Genomic DNA, 20101 nt, shown 5'->3' with positions numbered 1-20101 from the left:
CTTATTTCCTCACCGGTGAAATGGCGCCAGAGGTAGCCAAGGTGAGCTCAAGTTCACCAATTGCGGAGTGAAGCATGTTGACCGCAGTACTCAATTTTGCGTGGAATTCTGTATTGGCAGTGTTCAGGGTTCGCTTTACCTCCGTCGCAAATGAAGTGTGCGCATCTGCCAGCACTTTGCTGACACCGTCCAGATACTCATCAGCCTGCTTCTGAGCTAATCCTAGCTTCTGGGCGGAGCTCTCAATTCGTCCAAGAACGTCAGCGGTTAAGGATGCCTCCTTGCGTGCGGACTCAACGGTTGCGCGTAGTTCGCCGACCAGCGTTTCAACAACTGCACGCTGTGCTTGATAATCCTTGATAAGTGTCTGCATCGCCGAACCACCAACCGTAAGCGCGCCTGATGTCTCTGCGAGCTTCTCGGAAACCCCCGCTGCTTGGGTCATTACGGAAGAGACTCGCTCTCCAGCCGTTGCGAAATTGCGCGAAGCGAGACCAAGCTGCTCCGCGCCAGCATGCATCCGCTCAACCGAGCTCGATGTTGTCTGCGTAAGCAAAGTGATGTTTTTCGCCATTTGGGTCGTCGCGGCATTTAATTCTGTTACGACGGATTCGACTGATGCCGTCATCGCCCCTACAGCGTCACTGGCGCGCTCGCTGGCGGCCTGTTCGCGCACGTATGAATTTTCAAATGCTTGGGACTGCGAGGTATTCAATCTCTCCAGCATTGTCCCTACTTGTTCTCCAATATTTTGCAAGGTCTCCTGCAATGCGCTAGACGTTTCCGATTGCGAGTTAGCAACCAGCCCGCGTATTTGCTCAACAAAGGCCGACGACTGATTATTCATCGCCTCCTGACGGGCCTCCATCTTCTGGATAGCGTCCGCCATACGTTCAGCCATATTGTCGGTCGAACGGCGGCTCGATTCTTCAATATTTGCGACCAGCGTTTGAAGTGTGCTGACGGCCTCTTGCATGCTTGTTGCAGTCTGCTGGTTCAGTTGATTAATACCAGAAATTTGGCCTCCAAACAGCGAGCTAAGTCGCTCGCTGAAGGTAGACATGACGTCTTGAAGCATACCCACCGCACTAGCACTCTGGTCACCGCTAGCAGTTTTTACGGTGCTTGCGATATCCTGCAATGGCCCCTCCAGACTTTGCTTGATGCTTTCTGCGATGGTTGCACCAAGAGCCTGGTTGTCTTGACGCGCCGCCTCCACTTGCTCGCGAGACGCGTCCGTAAGACGTGAAGCGAGCTGCTCCTGCTGCTCTTTGGACGCGGTGATTTGCGCGGCCGTAAGCTCGCGCAAAAGTTCGCCCAGCTCTTCGACCAAAGCGTCCTTGAGAATCTTAGATTGACTTGCAGAGTCCTCTGACGCACGAACTAAACGGCCAAGGTAGTGTTCACCCACGCCCGATTCAAAACCAGCATCAATAGCTCTTGTTATGGCGTCAGTACGTCGATACAGAGCATTCAACAGAAATTTCTCAAACAGAGTCACAAGCATTGCCAAGCCGATGGCCGACCCGGAAACTAGGAAGGCTTCCCCTACCGAATGCATCAGCGACTCAAGACTTGCTCTAACCGTCGCCGCATTCTCGCTAACTTGAAAAACTCCCAGTCCACGGATGAGTCCGGAAAATGTGCCGATAATTCCAAGCCCAGTAAAAATACCAGGCACATGCTTGAAGAATTCTGTATGCAAGCGGCTGTCCACAACGGACTGCGCATGAAAGTACATCTCAGCAGGAGCTGTGGCTCGATATTCCCGGACAACCAGCTGCCCGTCCTCGAGCTCCTCAACAGGGTGAAGCGATTCCCGGTACTCACTCCAAAGATGGGAAAGATGTTTGTCACCGACAAAGACTTGCTTGAAGTCCGTCACCTTATTTGGCTTCGGGAACTTGCTAATGACGCGTTCGATGCGCCTTAGGCGAAACCAGTGTACGAGCCCGGGAGCCAGGAAAAAGGCTACGAATGCTAAGGCGAGCAAAAAAAGAGCAGCTGCAACCAAGAGAGTTGCAGCTGACGATTCGGTAAGAAATGACTTAAGGGCCACCAATGTATCCTTTGCTCAACTGCTATTGTTGCCACGTCGGCACTTGGCTGCACGTGGAATTTTGATATTTATGATAGCAATTTTACCAAAAGTAGCCCCAGGGAAACCAGCAATAACATAGAATATGAAAAAAAACATCTCGGTGGACGTGACTGACCACGGCGACTACGGAACATTTAGCACCCTGCACACGAGGCTGCACGCAGACCAAATTACCGCGTTTAGTCATACCCCGACTGGGCACGGTTACCTCTACGGGGACAACCCCTGGAGTTCCCGTGATGCCCCGCAGATTTACCTAAAGCGCTTGCAGATGTTGAAAACCTCGTTGGTGTAAGTTCGCTGCCCCAGGGGGGAAGCCCCTGCATACGCCTGACCTTTGCCCCGCCGCCAAAGCTGCGTCCCGCAAACCGCTTTGAATTACTTTGCGTTCAATTTAAGCTGGTTCTTAGATTCTTCCAGCTGCTTGAATTTTTCACTTAACGCACGCTCCAAGTATGCGATTCTCTGGTGGGCGGCATCTAACTCCATAACTAATTGTGCAAAATCCCGTCCATTGTGATTCCGCCGCTTTTTGACGTATGTAAGGTATGGTCGTAACTGCTCCGGACTCGAGTGGCCAGCACGCTCCGCGACACGCAGCAGTACGAATTCATAGTCGATATTTCTCTTTGTTTCCGGGTGCTTACGAACAAGTTCTAATTCAGCCTCGATTTCTGCGTCGAACAGCGCGCAAAGGTATGTCGCTCGAAGCCGATGACCTGTACCAGCTATCCCCGCACTTTTGAACCACGACTTAATAAGATTGGTTAATGAGGTTAGATTATACGGACGGCCAGTTTTGTTTGAGAGAAATATTTCCGATGGGATTATGTAATCGCTTCCATATTTCTTTTTAAATCTTTTAATTATTTCTTCCCTTGGCCCCTCTATATACTCCCGCGTGCGTTCTAAAATCTCAGGTAGAACTGGAACTTCCCTAGGTTTTCTTCCTTTGGTAACAGTAAGCAGAAAACCATACGCCTCCGATGCTTGCTGCAATTCGTGGATTTTTTCCCAGTTAGGTATCTGAGTAACCGTAAGCGAGCCGAATTCGTGTCGTCGTACACCTGCTTGGATGTACCAATCAATCAACAGATGATTGCGCTCTGTAAATGCGGCATCGCCATTGTCTGCTACAACATACAACTCCGTAACTTCGTCGAAGGTCGGCGTTGGTTGGAATTTTTTTCCTTTGGAGTTCGGACGCACCCCTGAAACTATACCGTGCTTTACCGCCTTCCCGCGCTTGGAGCCTTTCGGTGGCGCAGACGTCAAGGCCGGGGTAAAAGCGAGGTGGTCATTGTGCCCAGGCACTCTCACACAATTCGTGATATAACCGCGTGTTTCAAGCCACACGTAGAGCTGAAATACAGCATCACACCTATCAATTTGTGTATCCACAGCAACACCGTTCTTGGCCTGTTGGTTTTCCCATCTAATCAGGTGCTCGTCGCGGACGTCGCGGAAATCCAAACCTTCATATTCTAAAAAATTGAAAAACAGAGCTATTCGCTCGGCGTACGTTTTCGCTGACGTCACAGCCAAATGCTCACCTATTACTAGAAAAAGAAAGTACTGACATACCTCGCGTACAAAAATATTATTGCTCCGCACGAGTACGGGGATACCCATGTAAGATTTCCTTGCATAGACGAAATTTTTGTCAGTTTTCTTAATTTTATACGGCATCAGATTTGCTCTTAGCTCTTTTTGTACTGCGAACAAGATTTAACCCGCTTAATTTCGCTATTTCTGCGGTCAGCCTTTTTATCTGTTCCGATTGACGTAAATTAATTTCCCGGAGGTCTGTTACTTCTTGAAGAGCCATCATATACTGGTTTAAATATTTTCCCGCAGTAATTTCGGAATCCTTAAGACGGTCATGTAAAATCGACTCAGAACTATTCTTTTTTTTGTCTCTTTTGCGCAACGCTTTGAGGTTGCTAAATGCCGCCTCCAATCTTTTGGACAGAGACAGGTAGGTATCCTTGCTGGATTCAGTATCCTTACGGTATAAGAGACTCCTGGACACCAGCAATACATTATTGGGCTCATCCGTCCAAGCGCAGAAAGAGGGGAGTGAAATTCTTTTTGGAAAGCTATCGCTCATTTCATTGCTTGCAATTTTTTCGAGAATTTCCAACTTGCTTATATAGTTAGCAAGCGCAAGCGCTTCTTTTCTTGCGGCAACCGCCGGTTTTTTTGAGTTATCGCTCATGGGGTCTTTACCGAGTGAATTGCTGCCTTCATCATAACCACCGAATATTTACTAGCGTTACGAAGAATTTCTGGGGCGTTTGATGAATTAGAAATTTTTTCATGCATTTGTATCGTGCGCTCCAAGAAAGGGGCGAACGCTGGCGTTAAAAATTGATGTTCACACTTTGAGCAAATGTTGAACGTCGCTTTGTTCACCTCTGGTCCAGCTGACGGGTCAGAATTGCAGATGTGTGGCGCTGTTGAGCCTGGGGATGAAGCACAGAACGACCAAGGTAGTCCTACCAGCTGAATTGCGCTGCGCTCTATTAATCGCTGCACCCGCTGGTAGAGCTTGCGCTCAGATACGACTTGAATCTTTTGGGCCAATCGAACGTGCAATTTCTCCGTCGCCTCTACTAAGCGCTCGGCTTGTTTGCCGCTAACTCTGGTACGGCCAAACGCGACGTCCACTAAAATCTTCACTGTACGTTCTTGTGAAACCTGAGCGAAAATTTTGCCTACTACAGGGTCCATCACGTAGCGCTTGGTCATTGTCGAGTCAAAGTGGCGCAAAAAATACGAGAGCGCTCCCCAGTTGCCACCTTCATAGACCCAGATGTAGACTATCGCAAAAAATCGCCGGAACTGATGTGGGCGGAACGTCCAGCGCGTTTGGTCCGGAAGTGGAGGGACGTCGATGAAGTACCCGAAATCACGTAAATGGCGGGTGAAGGAAAATATCGGACTTCCACAGCGGCTTAACCCACGAACTTTACCGGTTTCGCCTATTTTGTACTGGAATAAATAAGGCGAGCCGTTTTCGAGGCGGGCTGTTTCACTTATTTTTTCCAACAGGGAGATTGCCATCACTACGACTTCCGGAACAGGGATGGCGGTGTTTCGTTGATGGGTTTTGTGAATAAAGACTTGTAACCATGGCTTTCCCGCAGGGTCGTACCAAATGCATTTCGCTTTTAAACCTGCTATTTCGGCCGCCCGGCGCGCAGAGAATGCAGCGATTACGATGCTGCAAGCGGTTAAAAGATAATTCAGCGCAGTTCCAAGCGGCAAGCCTCTGTTATTAGCCGGAGCCTGCGCGGGTTCTATCTCGCTTTCGGAAAATAGGATAGGAAATGGCGAATAGTTACTAATAATATCAACTTCACCCGCGTAAGATGCACCCGCTTGGTACGCAAGCAGCGCCGGAGAAAAGTCTAGTATCCATCTCACAGAACGCTCAATGAGGACCTTTGCTTGTTCAATTGGAACAGTATCGGTACGGCCAATAGCGGTGCCAAATTTCTTCGCAATTGCACTGGCAGAGCTATTAGGAAACGGTGGCCTCCGCATCGCGTCGGTCAAAATTTTCCTATGCAAGTAAAGATACTCGAACGGCTTTAGCAGCCTTCTCAAATGCTCCGTTGAGACGGCCTGGTCGTCAAACGTATCTAATGTTGTCGCGGGAGCGCTAATCCCCGTAGCATCCTCGAACGAATCCGCCGACGGTTTATGAACCGCGTAGCCTATCCGTTCAAGAAGCTCTTGCAAAATTGCTTTTGCTTTTTTCGTTGCTACCCCATTAACTCCGGAGTCTTCCAAAAACTGGGAACGGTTTATTCGCCACGCTTTTCCAGTCGGGTTGACAATTGGAAGAACACGTTGCATTTTTTGCCTGCGCTCATCCGGAGTGTCATCTACACTAACTTGGGCACGTGCCTCAAGAGTCTCGACACGGCGCTGCAATAATCCTTCAGTATTAAGGATATTGTCTACGCCGTAGACCGCCAACTGTCCATATTCTTTTGCATCGGAGCTGGTGAGGTCGTCAAATTGATAGATATGGTTAAGAACCATCCAGCGAACTAGAGTAATTAAATTTGTCGCTACCTGTGCCTGTGCTTGCCCGGAATCAATTGAGGCTAAGGGGCCAGTCCGGACTGCATAGGTAATACGTCGCACCGTATCATAAAGATTCGGATAATCCTCGAGTAAATTGCCGTCAGGAAGACGAACATCAAAGCGGATGGTAACGTCCTTTTTGTCACCAGTATCAAGGACTGTCCAGATTGGACGTTCATAAGGACACAACATCCACCACGGCCGATAACCGTTTGGCAAGACCAACCCATCGGGAATGGTATGGTCACGTACATAATAGTTCGTTCTTTCGGCCAGCATTTTTATGTTCAAAAGAGAGGAATTGGAATGTAAGAGGACTCACGCAAATCCGCCAAAGCAGTTGCCTCCTTAAAAAGTTTTGCGGTTTCGCCGATTGCCATCTTGCTTACAGCTACGTCGGAAAATACCCGCCAAGGCAACCAGCGCTCCTCCCATGCATCTGGATTTTTTTCGTGATGTTCCTGTTCGACTCTGTTCAAATACCGGTTGAATAAAATCAAATCAACCGCGTTTTCTAGCGTTGCAACGACGTAACGCATTTTGCAATCGCAACAGGCATCCAGTCGGTCACAAGGTTCCCCCTTAATTGTGGTAGCCTGAACCCCAGCCAATGAGTCTAAACATGCAACTCCCAAGCCTGTTCTATGCGCGTCAGAAAGAATGCGTTTAAAGTCCTCAGCGGACAACCCGAGCTTCTCTGCGGCACCGTCAATAGAAACGATAATAACTGCCTGGAGGCGTTCGGCGAATTCCCGCATCCCAAGATTGTATTCTAGAGTAATCGGCGCCTTCTTGGTGTAACCGAAGGTGGTTTTGTCGGTAGCGTGCTGCGCTATATCCCGCGCTACCGCAATGTTGTTTCCGTTCTCGTGTTGCTTGGCCATCAATACTGATGGACGCAAAAAGCTTGGCTTAATATTGAGAGAATGGAGGCTCACGGAGTTTTTTAGCAAATCTGCCAACCAACCGCGTCCGGTAAATTCTGTCAAGGTGTGAATATGGTGGAGATATTCGTGCAAAAGCAAGGACTCTTCATGTCCTGGTGCTGCGTGATTGTGATATCGAGCAGCCATTTCCTGATACATGAATATTGCAGTAGGCAAACTCATGCTTTCTCCAGACGTAGGAATTTCCGAGAATTCGTCTACGATTTGGGTACCACCCGCCTTTAACTTATTTCCCACCCAAACCTTAAACATTCCATTGCCACTTTTGGCAATGCAATTCCAAGGCATATTCCTGGCCACCTCGCAATTCGCCCCGGTATCAATCATCACCATCAGCCAGAGCGCCGTGGTAGCATTTTGGTGTGGATGGAGATATGCATGAAAAACGGGACGCCCGCCAAATGAGCGTGTCATGTGGTGGTAACGTCCAGAAATCCCGGTCACTACGCCGTCTTGGGTGTTTAAAACATAGTTCAGTGCATTGCCCAATCGGACGTCTTCAGGACCAGAAAATAGAAGCTGATGCGAGTTCTTCCTACGCATTGCGGCCGTCAAGACTGGGGAATCTAATTTGAATGCGAGTTCGTGCGCGTTGCCAGCTGTAAGCTGGATGCAGGCCGCTCCACGTTTCCAATGAGAGTACCAAGACATGAGTTCTGACTCGGCAAGTGCGCGCAGTGCGACGAGGCGCTCCTTGTTTAACGCTTGCATGCCAGTAATCAGCTCCTGGATACTCAATGGAGCGTCGGCCGTAAGTAAGCCAGCGCTGCACAGCGCCTCAATAAACTCATATGACTCAGACTGCTCTGATTCCGCGAAAAAAAACTTTACACGATTCCAGACGTTGTCAGTCGTGAGACCCTCCACGCCGTTACTTGGCGAGAGATTCGCTAATGTGGGAATGTTTCGTGCGCCTCGTTTACCGCCCTTATAACCGGGTAAGGTCAGATTCGGAACAATTTTGTTGATGGCCAGATGAGCTAAGAGATGGCTTATCCCCTTAAAAATTCCATGGCTAGTTGTCTTTTGCCGTCCGCTACCATCCGCGACCAAAGCTTCCCGCCAGTCATATAGAAGCGTTTCCCAGTCGTCGACAGTCATTGTTTGGTAGCTCGCAGATGCGAGCTTTTCAAAGATGCCACCATACAAACACTCAGCTTTTTTCTGCGCCAAATGATTCAAAAGATTCACAAAACTGTTGTGAATAATTTTTCGTCTGTCCACGGAGTATCGTGATAGGTACACTGCGACATAGGGCAGCGCGTCAAGTAAAAATTTGCGAGCGAGTGGTTGAAATTTCTCGTAGTTATAAAGACGGCCTGCTCCCTTCACCGAAAATGAAAAGGGACTAGTCGCTGAAGGCTTTCGAACCTTCCTCGCATGTCCCTTCTTCGTAAATTTGGACTCGCCATTCGGTTTATTAGTCCTACCTTCCGCAGGAAGGAACTCGATTCGGTAAGGGAAAACGTTACCGAGTGATAGCAACGCTAAAACGTTGCCAATTCGCGCAAATTGACTTGCCCGGGTTGTGCTATTTTCCCATTGATATTCGATACGCGCCGCGAACCAGTCGCCGAACTCCAGCCAGTGCTTTTCTGATAGGCCGTTGCAAAAGGTGGGCTCACTTGAGCTTTCTTTAAAATCTGAAAGCGCTGAAAAAATAATTTTTAGGGGGCGGACATAATTTTCCAGCCACGTGCGGCGCAAAATGCCAGCTTGACATCTAGCGATTAGAGTACAAGCTTCGGAGATGATATTTGGCCCGAGGACACGAGATGCGCGAACGAACTCTCTAGTCGATTCGACACTTCCTTGTAATAAGGCGGTCAATTCAGAATCGATAGTTCCATCCGGCGGCATCTAAAATTCTCCAGTAGCGTAATTGGCTACTGGAGATAATACAGCTCTATTTATAAAAAGTCTCTATTTTCAAATCGCCGCAAAGCTTTTCATTTATCTTTAATTGTAAAGCTTCTGATTGCTGGAATTGGAGTTTCGCATCTGGGCGAAAATAAAAAATTAATATGCGTTTTTTCTAGATTGCTATTGGGGCCGAAATATGAGGGTGTGGCTCGTAATTTTCCAGTTCAAAGTCCTCGAATTTATAGTCAAAAATTGATTCTGGCTTACAGTTGATTTTTAAGGTTGGTAAAGCACGTGGCTGTCGCGTCAATTGTAGTTTGGCTTGCTCTATATGATTCGAATATAGATGAAGGTCGCCAAAGCTATGAACAATCTCTCCGGGCTGTAGGTCGCACTGTTGTGCCACCATATGTGTAAGGAACGCCAAACTACAAGCGTTGTACGGAACCCCCAAAAAGGCGTCCCCAGACCTTTGCGTGAGCATACAGCTCAACTTCCCGTCCGCAACATAAAATTGGTACATAACATGGCATGGAGGTAATGCCATTTTTCCAGCTGCTGCATTTTGAACTGGTGAAATCGATTCGTCAGGCAGGTCTGTCACGTTCCAGGCATTTATAATGTGGCGTCTACTGTTCGGATTTCGCTTGATTCCCTCAATCAAAGCGGTAACTTGGTCAATGGCTCGTCCATCGGCGCCTTTCCAAGCGCGCCATTGGCTTCCGTAAACGGGACCTAACTCGCCGTTCTCCGTCGCCCATTCATCCCAAATCGACACCCCATTTGCCTTAAGGCGAGCGATATTAGTTTCTCCTGCCAGAAACCACAGTAGCTCATGCAATATCGAACGTACGTGCAATTTTTTGGTAGTAAGGATGGGAAAGCCATGACTTAGGTCATGCCTGTACATTCTTCCAAACACGGAAATAGTTCCGACCCCGGTCCTGTCACCTTTCTTGGTGCCATTTTCCAAGATATCTTCCAAGAGCGCTAAATATGCGTTTTCCATTGTTTGCCTGATAGTATGAGGTAGTTTTGTAAGCACCGTATAGATACTGTATTTATAGAGAGGTCGCTGCCAACCCGCATGCCTAATGAATCGTGTATGAAGACAGTTTTGGAATATGACAAAGGAACGGCGTGCCCAGGCCCAGGTCATTCGATCGGACGTAGAGGCACATCGACAGCTCGCGCGTGGCCGGGTTCGGAATGAACTGGTACAGCAAATGGCAAGCCGGCAGCGCGACCGAATCCAACACCGCCGGATTCCAGCCGTGGAACAGGATGCGGCGGCTGCCAGGATTGTTGACGATGGTGTCCAGGCATTCGCGCAGCTGGTCGATGGCCTTGTGCAGCAGGACCTTGGTCACGCCCTCGTCCTCGATCTGCGAGATCAGGCGGAAGCCGTTCTTTTGCGCGTCGGCGATCTGCGCCGGCTGGTCGACGGCGATCAGCTTGAAGCCTGGCCATTGGCGCCATTGCACGCCGTAGACCGGACCCAGGTCGTCTTCACCGAGGCGGTACGGATTGTCCAGCCACTGCTTGTTTTCGTTGGCGTTCTGGTCCCATACCTTGCAGCCCAGCGCGCGGAAGTCAGCTGCGCTGCTGGAGGCGCGCAGGAAGGCGCACAGTTCGCCGACCACGGATTTGAATGCCAGTTTTTTGGTCGTCACGGCGGGGAAGCCGTCGTTCAGCAGGTCGAAGCGCATCATCGCGCCCGGCACGCTCAGGGTGCGGATGCCGGTGCGGTTGTCTTGCCAGCTGCCGGTATCGAGGACGGTCTGGATCAGTTCCTGGTATTGCTGCATTCAATTCTCCAACGTGGTGCACGGGCCGCAACGGCCCGGAAAGGTGGCTATTTTATCAGGCGGCGCACGTGGCCGCCCGAAGCGCTCACGCTCAGCGCGGGCCGGTCTTGCGGCCGCCCGGCTTTGCGGCGGCCTTGCCCGCAGTCCGTGCCAGCGACTTGGCGCCGCGTCCGCCGGTGACCACGACCGCCCCCTTGGGCGCTGCCGGCGCCGGCTTGGCGCCGCCGTAGATGCGGCCTGTGCCCGGCTTGCCGCCTGCGGAGCGTGCGCCGCCGGGTGGCTTGCCGGAAGGCGCCGGTGGCGTCCAGGTGCCCAGCGACGCATCGCCGCCGGCCGGACGGGCTGTTACTGCGGGCTTGCCGGACACCGCAACGCCGCCCTTGGCAACACCGCCTGGCGCCGCCTTGCCGCCGGCAGGACCGGTGAATGGGCGTTTTTTCTTGGCCGGCGCTTCCGCTGCGGCCTTCTTGGCCATTGCTGCGGCCACGCCTTTCGGACCGGTCTCCGGCACGCGGTGGTCGGCCTCGAAGCCCGGTTCCTCGACGCGGTGGATGACCTGACGCGTCAGCGTTTCGATGGCCTTCAGCATATCGACTTCGTCGGCGCAGACCAGCGAGACGGCTTCGCCCTCCATGCCGGCGCGGCCGGTGCGGCCGATGCGGTGGATGTAGTCCTCGGCCACGGTCGGCAGGTCGAAGTTGACCACCTGCGGCAGCGCCTCGATATCCAGGCCGCGCGCGGCGACGTCGGTCGCCACCAGCAGCTGCACTTCGGCGTTCTTGAAGCGGGCCAGCGCGCGCAGGCGGGCCGGCTGGGTTTTATCGCCGTGGATGGAGTCGGCGGAAATGCCGTGTTCCTGCAAGGTCGTCACCAGCGTCTCGACGCCTTTGCGGGTCTTGACGAAGACCAGCACCTGGCCCCAGTTCAGCTTCTTCAGCAGGTGCAGCAGCAGTTCTGGCTTGCGGCGCTTGTCGGTCGGGATCAGCCACTGCTTGACGGTCTTGGTGGCGGTATTGCTGGCGCTGACCTGGATCGACACCGGATCCTTGAGCATGCCGGCGGCCATCTTGCGGATCTCGTCGGAGAAAGTGGCCGAGAACAGCAAGGTCTGGCGCTGCTTGGGCAGGGCCGCCAGCAGGATGTCCAGGTCGCGCTCGAAGCCCAGGTCCAGCATGCGGTCCGCCTCGTCCAGTACCAGCGTTTGCAGCATGGCGAAGCTGATCGCGCCCTGGTCGTGCAGGTCGATCAGGCGGCCCGGGGTCGCCACCAGCACGTCCAGGCCCTTGCGCAGCTTGGCGATCTGCGGCTCGATCGGTACGCCGCCATAGGCCACGGCCGATTTCAGCGGCAGGTTGCCGCCGTAGCTGCGGAAGCTCTCGTAGACCTGCTCGGCCAGTTCGCGGGTCGGCACCAGCACCAGGCAGCGGATCGCTTTCGGTCCGGTCATGCCGTCCATGGTCAGGCGTTGCAGGATGGGCAGGGCGAAGCCCGCCGTCTTGCCGGTGCCGGTCTGCGCCGCCGCCATCAGGTCGCGGCCCGCCAGCACGGCGGGAATGGCTTGCTTCTGGACGGGCGTGGGCTGCTTGTAGCCCAGCGTGTCCAGCGTGCTCTGTATGGGGGCGATCAGGCCGAGGGCTTGGAAGGTCATGATGTACTCAGTAATGTCAAAAATGCGCGAAAAGGGGCGCAGTGTAGCCGGTTGCACCGGCTTGTGCAGGAATTAGTTGGACATCGCGTCCGACCACAGGGTCAGGATCTCGCGTACGCGCTGGTCCGGCATGTTGAGCAGGTTGTCGCCGATATAGAGCTCCACCGAGCTGCGGCCGGGCAGCGCGGCGTGGCTGGCGGCGTTGAACAGCCACACGCCATGCTGGTCGGCGATGCGGTTGCGGATCTCGTTGGCGCGCTCGCGGCTGACCGGCAGGTGCAGGTGCAGCATGCTGGCCTGCGGACGGGCGGGGTTGGGCGTCAGCTGCGGATAGTCGCGCAGCACTTCGTACAGCCATTCGGTGCGGCGGAAGTAGTTCGGCATCGCCGCCATCCGGGCATCGAACTGCATCGCGGCGGCCACCACGTACGGCGTGCGCTGGTAGACATTGCCGCCCTGGCGGCGGAACCACTCCTGGGCCTTGGCGATAAACGCTTCGTTCCCCAGCAGCATGGCGCCGCCCATGCCGCCTATGCCCTTGTACATCGAGACGTAGACGGAATCGAAGCCGGCCGCGATCTCGGCGGCCGGGCGGCCGTATGCGGCGGCGGTTTCGAACAGGCGCGCGCCGTCCAGGTGCAGGTGGATGGACAGCTCGCGGCAGTAGGCCTTGATGGCCGCCAGGTCGTCCCAGCTCGGGCATTGGCCGCCGATCTCGCGCATCGGCAGCTCCAGCATGGCGGCGCCCAGCTTGTCCGGGATGCCTCTCAGTTCGTCCAGCGTCCACGGACGGTGCTGGTCGCCGATCTGCAAGGCCTGGAAATGGTCGAACAGCTGGTGGTTGCCGCGTTCGTGGCGCAGGATGTGCGAGGTCGGATGCAGCGCCACCAGCCGGCTGCCGCGCTCCGAGCAGGCGATGCGCAGTGCGGTGGCCTGCGCCATGGTGCCGGAGATGCAGAACAGCGCCGATTCAAAGCCCAGCAGCGTGGCGACCTTCTGCTCGAAATCCTGTACCAGCGTGCCGTTGCCATAGGTGTCGTGCGCCACGCCGTTGGCCTCGCACCAGGCAGCCATCGCCCCGAATTGCTGGGCGGGCGATGGCTGGCGATGGCCGGGAAGGTGGGTTGTGCAGCTGAGCCGCAGTTCGGCATCGGTCAAGGCGTTCTCCTGAAAGGGAGAATGTTACCGGCTTTTTGCCTCGGAGGCTGAAAAACCGGCGTTGCGATAGTGCTCGTCGTAGTCCGGCGACAGGGTGCCCATCATCCGGTCCCAGAACAGGAAGTACCAGCTGTAGTTGTAGCGGCCCCGCGCATGATGGGTGTTGTGGGCGGTGGAGGTGTTGATCCAGCGGCCCAGCCAGTGCTTCGACAGCGCGCGCGGGAACAGCTCATAGCCCAGATGAGTGTAGACCGCGAAGGCCGTATTAATCCAAGTGAAGATGACCAGCGACCAGAAGGTGACCGGCAACACCAGCAGTATGACGATGCTGGCGCCGCTGTCGATCACCGCTTCCAATGGGCTGATCGAGTAGGTGGACCAGGGGCCGGTGTTGGTGGAAAGGTGATGGGTGCGGTGCGCCCAGCGGAACAGGCGGCGGTGGTGCATCAGCCGGTGCGTCCAGTAGAACCAGGTGTCCTGGATCAGCATCATCAGCAGCACCATGGCGGCGATAAAGCCCCATCCGCGCCCATAAGCGTGCACGCTCTGGTAGAAGTGGGTGTGCCGGCCCAGGCCCAATGCAAAAGCCACCGGCATGACGCTGCCTATTACCACGATGCTGAGGATGGAGGTCAGGACTTCGCGCCGGACCTGCGGCACGCCGATCGGTTTCGCCTGCAGGCGCTGTCGGCTGCCGGGCCGGTAGCGCCACCACAGCCACAGTGCGCCAAACACGGCGACCACGATCATGTAGTCCCGCGCTACCCGTTCGATGTTGAACAAAAGTTTGTACAGCATGGCGCACCCTTAAAAATTAGATAACGCATTCTAAGGTTGGTGGCGCCGGCTGTGCTTATTAATTGATTAATGTTCTACGTGGACGTTGTGGAATTGCAGTGCAGCCAGGTTGGCGTAGATGCCGCCCAGCGCCACCAGCGACGCGTGGGTGCCGGTTTCGACGATGCGGCCGTCCTCCATCACGATGATGCGGTCGGCGCGCTGCACCGTCGCCAGGCGGTGCGCGATGATGACGGTGGTGCGGCCGATCATCGCCGCTTCCAGCGCCTTCTGTACCAGGCGCTCGGACTCCGCGTCCAGCGCGCTGGTGGCTTCGTCCAGCAGCAGCAGCGGCGGGTTTTTCAGCAGTGCGCGGGCGATGGCGATGCGCTGGCGCTGGCCGCCGGACAGGCGCACGCCGCGCTCGCCCAGGAAGGATTGATAGCCCTGCGGCAGGCGTTCGATGAATTCATGGGCGGCGGCCAGCCTGGCGGCCTGGATCACTTCGGCGTCGGTGGCGCCGGCGCGGCCGTAGCGGATGTTTTCCATCGCATCGGCCGAGAAGATCACGGTATCCTGCGGCACGATGCCGATGGCGCCGCGCAGCGTGTGCAGATCGAGCTTGGTGATGTCGACGCCATCGAGCTTGATGCTGCCGCTCTGCGGATCGTAGAAGCGCAGGAACAGCTGGAACAGCGTGGTCTTGCCGGCGCCGGAAGGGCCGACCACGGCCACCGTTTCACCCGGCTTGATGTCCAGCGACAGATGGCCCAGCGCCGCCGTGTCGGGACGCGAAGGGTAGCTGAACGATACGTCCCGCAGGCTCAGCGCCGCGCCGTTGGCGGCGCGCGGCGGCAACGGCAGCGGCATGGTCGGCGACTGGATCTGCGACTTGACCGACATCAGTTCCAGCAGGCGCTCGGTGGCGCCGGCGGCGCGCTGCGCTTCGCCCATCACTTCGGACAGGGCGCCGATGGCGCCGGCCACGATGGACGCGTACAGGATGAACTGACCGAGGTCGCCGCCGGTCATGTCGCCGTTGAGCACAGCGTGCGCGCCCAGCCACAGCACGAACACGATGGTGCCGAACACCAGCACGATGGCGATCATGGTCAGCAGCGCGCGGGCGCGGATGCGGCGCATGGCGGTGCCGAAGGCGCCTTCGACCGAGATGCCGAAGCGGTCCGACTCGATCTTCTCGTGGGTGAAGGCCTGCACCGTCGGCATGGCGTTGAGGATTTCGCCGGCCATGGCGGAGGCGTCGGCGATGCGGTCCTGCGAATCGCGCGACAGCTTGCGCACGCGGCGGCCGAACATCACGATCGGCAGCACGGTCAGGATCAGCAGGCCGATGATGATGGCCGACAGTTTGGGGCTGGTCACAAACAGCATCACCAGGCCGCCGATGAACAGCAGCACGTTACGCAGCGCCATCGAGATGCTGGTGCCCACCACCGCCTGGATCAGCGTGGTGTCGGTGGTGATGCGGGACAGGACCTCGCCGGTTTGCGTGGTCTCGAAAAACTCGGGACTTTGCGTGACGACGTGTTTGTAGACGGCGCTGCGGATGTCGGCGGTGACGCGCTCACCCAGCCACGAGACCGTGTAGAAGCGGGCCGCCGTGGCCAGGGCCAGCACGGTGGCGACGCCGAACAGCGCCAGGAACACCAGATCGACGTGCTGGATGCTCTTGGTGCCGGCGCCGCCGAAGCCCAGGTCGATCATCTGCTTGAAGGCGGCGGGTATCGCCAGCGTGGAGCAGGCGGCGACCACCAGCGCGATACCAGCCAGGACGAACTGGCGTTTGTACGGCAGCAGGAAGGGCGTGAGCCCGCGCAGGGTGGCTAGACTGCCTTTCTTGGCTTCCCTTGCTGTGTTGGGGGCGGCTGCGGACTGGGTGCTGGCGGTGGTGCTGTTGGTCATCGTGTGGCTGCTGTTTGTAAGTATTCTTTGTTGACGATTAGGGTGTTACTAAATTGTTCGGTACCGCTAAAACTTGATCGGTCCTACGTAACCGGTCATTTCCAGGTAGGCGCGGCCGGCCGGCTTGCCGTCCCGGTCGACCGTTACCGCACCCTCCCAGTACACCGCGCCGACGGAACGCCGCGAGTCGAGCTCCTGGTCGTCCTGCAAAGGGACGATCTGCCACACGGTACTGCCGGTGGTGAGCTGGGTCGCGACGGGATACTCTGCCTTGGTGCGGGGCGAACGCCACCGCCTTTGCGGGGTAAAGCTGACCTGGTCCTGCGAGAACTGCGTGATCTTACCGGATGCATCGCGCCATGTCGCGTGCGACCATAGTTTAGCACCTGTCTTGCTGCGCATCTGGAAAGCCATCAGCGCACCGCCATCGGTGAGATTGGCGCCTATCCAGTCCCAGCCGGCGGCATCGGCGGCGACGTACTGGGTGGACCATTCGTGATCGAGCCAGCTGGCGCCGGTGACGGCGACCGCCTGGCCGGCGCGGGTGACGGTGCCGGTGGTGGTCAATTGTGGTTGGCTGTAGTAGTAGCTGCTGTCGGAAAGCTGCAGGCCCTTGCGGGAATATCCACGGTCGCCCTGCAGCAGCACCGGCTGCGATGGCGTCAGTTTCAGGTCCAGCTTGAAGCTGGCGGCGTCGAGGTGCACCTGGTAGCTGCCGTCGGCGGCGCGCGTCATGCGCCAGTCTTCGAGCTTGACATCGGTGTCGCCGACCTTGACGTAGGACAGGCCGAACCCTTCGCGCGCGCTGCGCTGGTCGTGCAGCAGCTTGCCGTTGGCCGGATCGGAGACCGCCGCATGGCCGATGATCAGCTGCTTGGGCGCAAACTGGCTGGGATTGGCGCGGTCGTGCTGGGTGGCGCTGCGAAAGAAGGTGACCTGGAAGCCCAGCGGCTTGCCGTCGGCCGTGTTCAGCCAGCCGGTGACGTACCACCACTCGGTTTTATAGTCGGTATGGGCGCCGAAGTCCGCCGGGAAGCTCAGCGAGGCGCCGGGCGCCAGCGGCGCGACGGCCTTGAACACTGGCTCCGCCGCGTGAGCCGAGCATCCCGCCAGCAGCGCCAGCGCGGTTGCGCAACGTTGTACAAAATGCTTCATCACCAGTCCTCCCTGACTGCGCGTATCGGCCCGCCCGACAGCGATTGGCGGCCGGCCAGCAGCGCCGTCAGCGCGGAGGCGGCCAGCAGCAGGCCCGCGACGATGGCCAGCAAAGGCCAAGGCAAGTGCAGCTGCATGGTCCAGTGGAAGGACTGCGGGTTGACCACAAAAACCAGTATCAGGCTGATGACCCAGCCCAGCACGAAGCCGGTGACGATGCCCAGGCCCGTCAAGGCGCCGCCTTCGATCGCCAGGATCGACAGGATCTGCCGCCGCGTGACGCCGACGTGGCGCAGCATGCCGAACTCCTTGGCCCGCGCCAGCGTTTGCGCCGAGAAGGTGGCGGCCACGCCGAACAGGCCGATGACGATGGCGATCGCCTCCAGCAGATAGGTGATGGCGAAGCTGCGGTCGAAGATCTTCATGCTGATCGCGCGGATCTCGGACGGCGCGGTGGTCGTCAGCGCGGCGCCGAATGGCAGGCGCTTCATGGCGCTTTCGGTATCGGCGGCCTTGGCGCCGGGCTTCAGCCACAGCGCTGCGTTGCTGGCGTCCATGTCGCCGGTGATGGCGCGGTAGTCGTCCAGCCGCATCTGGATCGAGCCGGTCGGGCGAGCATAGTCGCGCCACACGCCGGCTACCTGGAAGGCGTGCAGTTTGCCGTTCAACGGCAGCTCGATGCGCTGGCCGACGCTCATGCCGTACAAATCGACCATCGCTTCCGATATCCATACCGGCGGCGGAGCGCCGGGGCCTGGCACCTGTGTGACGCCGACGATGGCCAAGGTTTTGCCGGGATCGGCCGGGTCCACATGACGCGCCATCAACGCGACGGGCGGCCGGGCCGACGCCAGCGAGATGGCGCGCACGCGCAGGAAATCAGCGCTGGCGACACCGGGCAGCGCGGCGATGGCGGCCTGCTCCTGCGGCCGTAGTCCCGCAGTGGTGCCGGCGCTGGTGGTGCTGACGTAGATATCGGCCGGCAGGATGTGCAGCAGCCAGTCGTCCAGCGATACGCGGAAGCTGGCGACCATGATCGCCATCGCCACCATCAGGCTGAAGCTGGACAGCACGCCGCCCAGCGCGATGCCGGCCTGGCTGGAGGCGTTCGCGAGGCGCGACAGCGTCAGGGTGACCACCGGCGAGGCGCCGGGCTTGCCGGCGGTGGCCGCGCTCCAGCGCTGGTGCGCCATGCGGAACACGATGGCGGCCAGGCGCGGCATCAGTGCGATGGCGCCGACCAGCAGCAGCGCTATCGACAGGTAGCCGAACAGGGGCAGCTCAAATATCGGCGGCGCTTGCGACAGCAGCGCGGCCAGGGCGATGCAGGCGAGTGCAGGCCAGGCTTTGGAGAGGCGCGACATCGCCGCTTCCTCGGTGCCCGACTTGAGCGCGACGGCAGGCTTGGCGCGGGCCGCGTCCAGCGCCGGCGCTGCGCAACCCAGCAAGGCCACGCTGACGCCGAGCGCGAAGTAGATCGTTGCGGCGACCGGCGTGAACTGCACCTGCGGCTGCACGCCGGAGAAGAAGCCGGCGCCAAGGTCCGCGCCCATGAAGTGCAACGCGGCGGCCGCCATGCCATATCCGGCGGCGATGCCGATCGCCGATCCGGCCACGCCCAGGCTCAGGCCTTCGATCAGGATCTGGCGCAGCAGGTGCTTGCGGTCCATGCCCAGCACGCGCAGCAGTGCGAACTGGCTGCGGCGGCGTATCACCGACAAGGCCTGGGTGGAGAACACCAGGAAGGCACCGGTGAACAGCGCGACCAATGCCAGCACGGTCAGGTTGACGCGGTAGGCGCGGCTCATGCCCTCGTTGCGGCTGTTCTGGTCTTCGTCGTTGGGTTGGTTGACGCGGAAGCGGCCGGGGTAATCATGCTGCAGTTGCTGTTCCAGCTCGGCCTTGAAGGCGTCGCGATTGACGCCGTCACGCAGCTTGATGTCGATGCGAGACAACTTGCCCAGCTTTTCGAAGCGCCATTGCGCCGCGCCCAGGTCCATCACGCCGATGCGCTGGCCGGCGCGGGCGCGTTGCAGCGATCCGGCCACGCGCAGTTTCAGTTCGCCGACACCCACTTGCAGCGTCAGTGGCGCGCCTTTTGCGGGCTTGAGCCATTGTTGCGCTGCCGTCGACAGGAACAGGGTGTCGTCGGCGAAGATATCGGTCGGGTGGTCTTCGGCGGGCACGCCGACCAGGTCGGACGAGATGAAGCCGGCGCGGAAGGCGTCGATGCCGAGGATTTTCAGCGCGGTCGATTCGCCGGGCACGGAGGCGTCGAACTCCAGCACCGGCGAGGCCACGGCCACGCCGGCGCGCTGCGCCAGCACCGGGTAGATGGCTTCGTCGAAGAACGGTTCGGTGCCGCGCACCTGGACGTCGGCCACGCCGGACAAGCCCTTGATGGCGGACGAGAATTCGTTGAAGGCGGCGGCGTTGATCAGGTGGATGGCGAAGCCGAGCGAGATGCCGACCGCGATCGCGGCAATCGCCACCAATGCGCGTAGCGGATGCGCGCGCCATTCGCCCAACAGCAGCCAGCGGGACAATCGGCCCATTGCTGCCGCATCCCGGATCGGCGCCGGAGCACTTGGTCTTGCTGCTGCTGTCGGTTCAGGCATTGCTT

12 protein-coding genes and 1 pseudogene are annotated in these 20101 nt (G+C 57.3%); all 13 read right to left on the bottom strand.

Features of this window, described 5'->3' with window-relative positions; translation table 11 throughout:
- Position 1 precedes the first annotated feature (1 nt).
- The 13 genes and pseudogenes from zorA to V6M89_RS13365 all read right to left on the bottom strand — a co-directional run bounded on the left by zorA (position 2) and on the right by V6M89_RS13365 (position 20033).
- Positions 2-2059 (bottom strand): anti-phage ZorAB system protein ZorA, encoded by a 2058-nt coding sequence (zorA, locus tag V6M89_RS13425; protein ID WP_332853631.1) that lies wholly within the window; start codon positions 2057-2059, stop codon positions 2-4.
- A gap of 420 nt (positions 2060-2479) precedes the next feature.
- On the bottom strand, positions 2480-3733 hold the full coding sequence (locus tag V6M89_RS13420) for a tyrosine-type recombinase/integrase (RefSeq protein ID WP_332853630.1): 1254 nt from the start codon (positions 3731-3733) through the stop codon (positions 2480-2482).
- A 46-nt stretch (positions 3734-3779) separates the two neighbouring features.
- Positions 3780-4319, bottom strand: a complete 540-nt coding sequence (locus V6M89_RS13415) for a hypothetical protein (protein WP_332853629.1) — start codon at positions 4317-4319, stop codon at positions 3780-3782.
- On the bottom strand, positions 4316-6478 hold the full coding sequence (locus V6M89_RS13410; protein ID WP_332853628.1) for a hypothetical protein: 2163 nt from the start codon (positions 6476-6478) through the stop codon (positions 4316-4318). Before V6M89_RS13410 ends, V6M89_RS13415 begins: the two co-directional genes overlap by 4 nt.
- Before the next feature lie 8 nt (positions 6479-6486).
- On the bottom strand, positions 6487-9006 hold the full coding sequence (locus V6M89_RS13405) for a hypothetical protein (RefSeq protein ID WP_332853627.1): 2520 nt from the start codon (positions 9004-9006) through the stop codon (positions 6487-6489).
- A gap of 175 nt (positions 9007-9181) precedes the next feature.
- Entirely contained in the window at positions 9182-10018 is an 837-nt protein-coding gene (locus V6M89_RS13400) for a thymidylate synthase (protein WP_332853626.1), read from the bottom strand.
- Between the two features lie 91 nt (positions 10019-10109).
- Positions 10110-10817: pseudogene (locus tag V6M89_RS13395) on the bottom strand (thymidylate synthase); the annotation flags it as partial.
- 91 nt (positions 10818-10908) lie between these two features.
- Positions 10909-12465, bottom strand: a complete 1557-nt coding sequence (locus V6M89_RS13390) for a DEAD/DEAH box helicase (RefSeq protein ID WP_332853625.1) — start codon at positions 12463-12465, stop codon at positions 10909-10911.
- Between the two features lie 72 nt (positions 12466-12537).
- Positions 12538-13623 (bottom strand): threonine aldolase family protein, encoded by a 1086-nt coding sequence (locus V6M89_RS13385; RefSeq protein WP_332853624.1) that lies wholly within the window; start codon positions 13621-13623, stop codon positions 12538-12540.
- Between the two features lie 24 nt (positions 13624-13647).
- Complete coding sequence (locus tag V6M89_RS13380) at positions 13648-14421, bottom strand: sterol desaturase family protein (protein WP_332853623.1); 774 nt, start codon at positions 14419-14421, stop codon at positions 13648-13650.
- A gap of 66 nt (positions 14422-14487) precedes the next feature.
- Positions 14488-16323 carry an ABC transporter transmembrane domain-containing protein gene (locus V6M89_RS13375; RefSeq protein WP_332853622.1) on the bottom strand — a complete coding sequence of 612 codons (1836 nt, stop codon included), beginning with the start codon at positions 16321-16323 and terminating at the stop codon, positions 14488-14490.
- 66 nt (positions 16324-16389) lie between these two features.
- A complete protein-coding gene (locus tag V6M89_RS13370) occupies positions 16390-17478 on the bottom strand; it encodes a lipocalin-like domain-containing protein (protein ID WP_332853621.1) in 1089 nt (362 codons plus the stop codon).
- Positions 17478-20033, bottom strand: coding sequence for an ABC transporter permease (locus V6M89_RS13365; RefSeq protein ID WP_332853620.1), 2556 nt, complete (start codon positions 20031-20033; stop codon positions 17478-17480). Before V6M89_RS13365 ends, V6M89_RS13370 begins: the two co-directional genes overlap by 1 nt.
- Positions 20034-20101 lie beyond the last annotated feature (68 nt).

It is taken from the genome of Duganella sp. S19_KUP01_CR8 (genome assembly GCF_036688705.1).
Lineage (GTDB): Bacteria > Pseudomonadota > Gammaproteobacteria > Burkholderiales > Burkholderiaceae_D > Rugamonas.
Note: the sequence above shows the minus strand (reverse complement) of the source record. Positions and strands in the feature narration are given on the sequence as shown.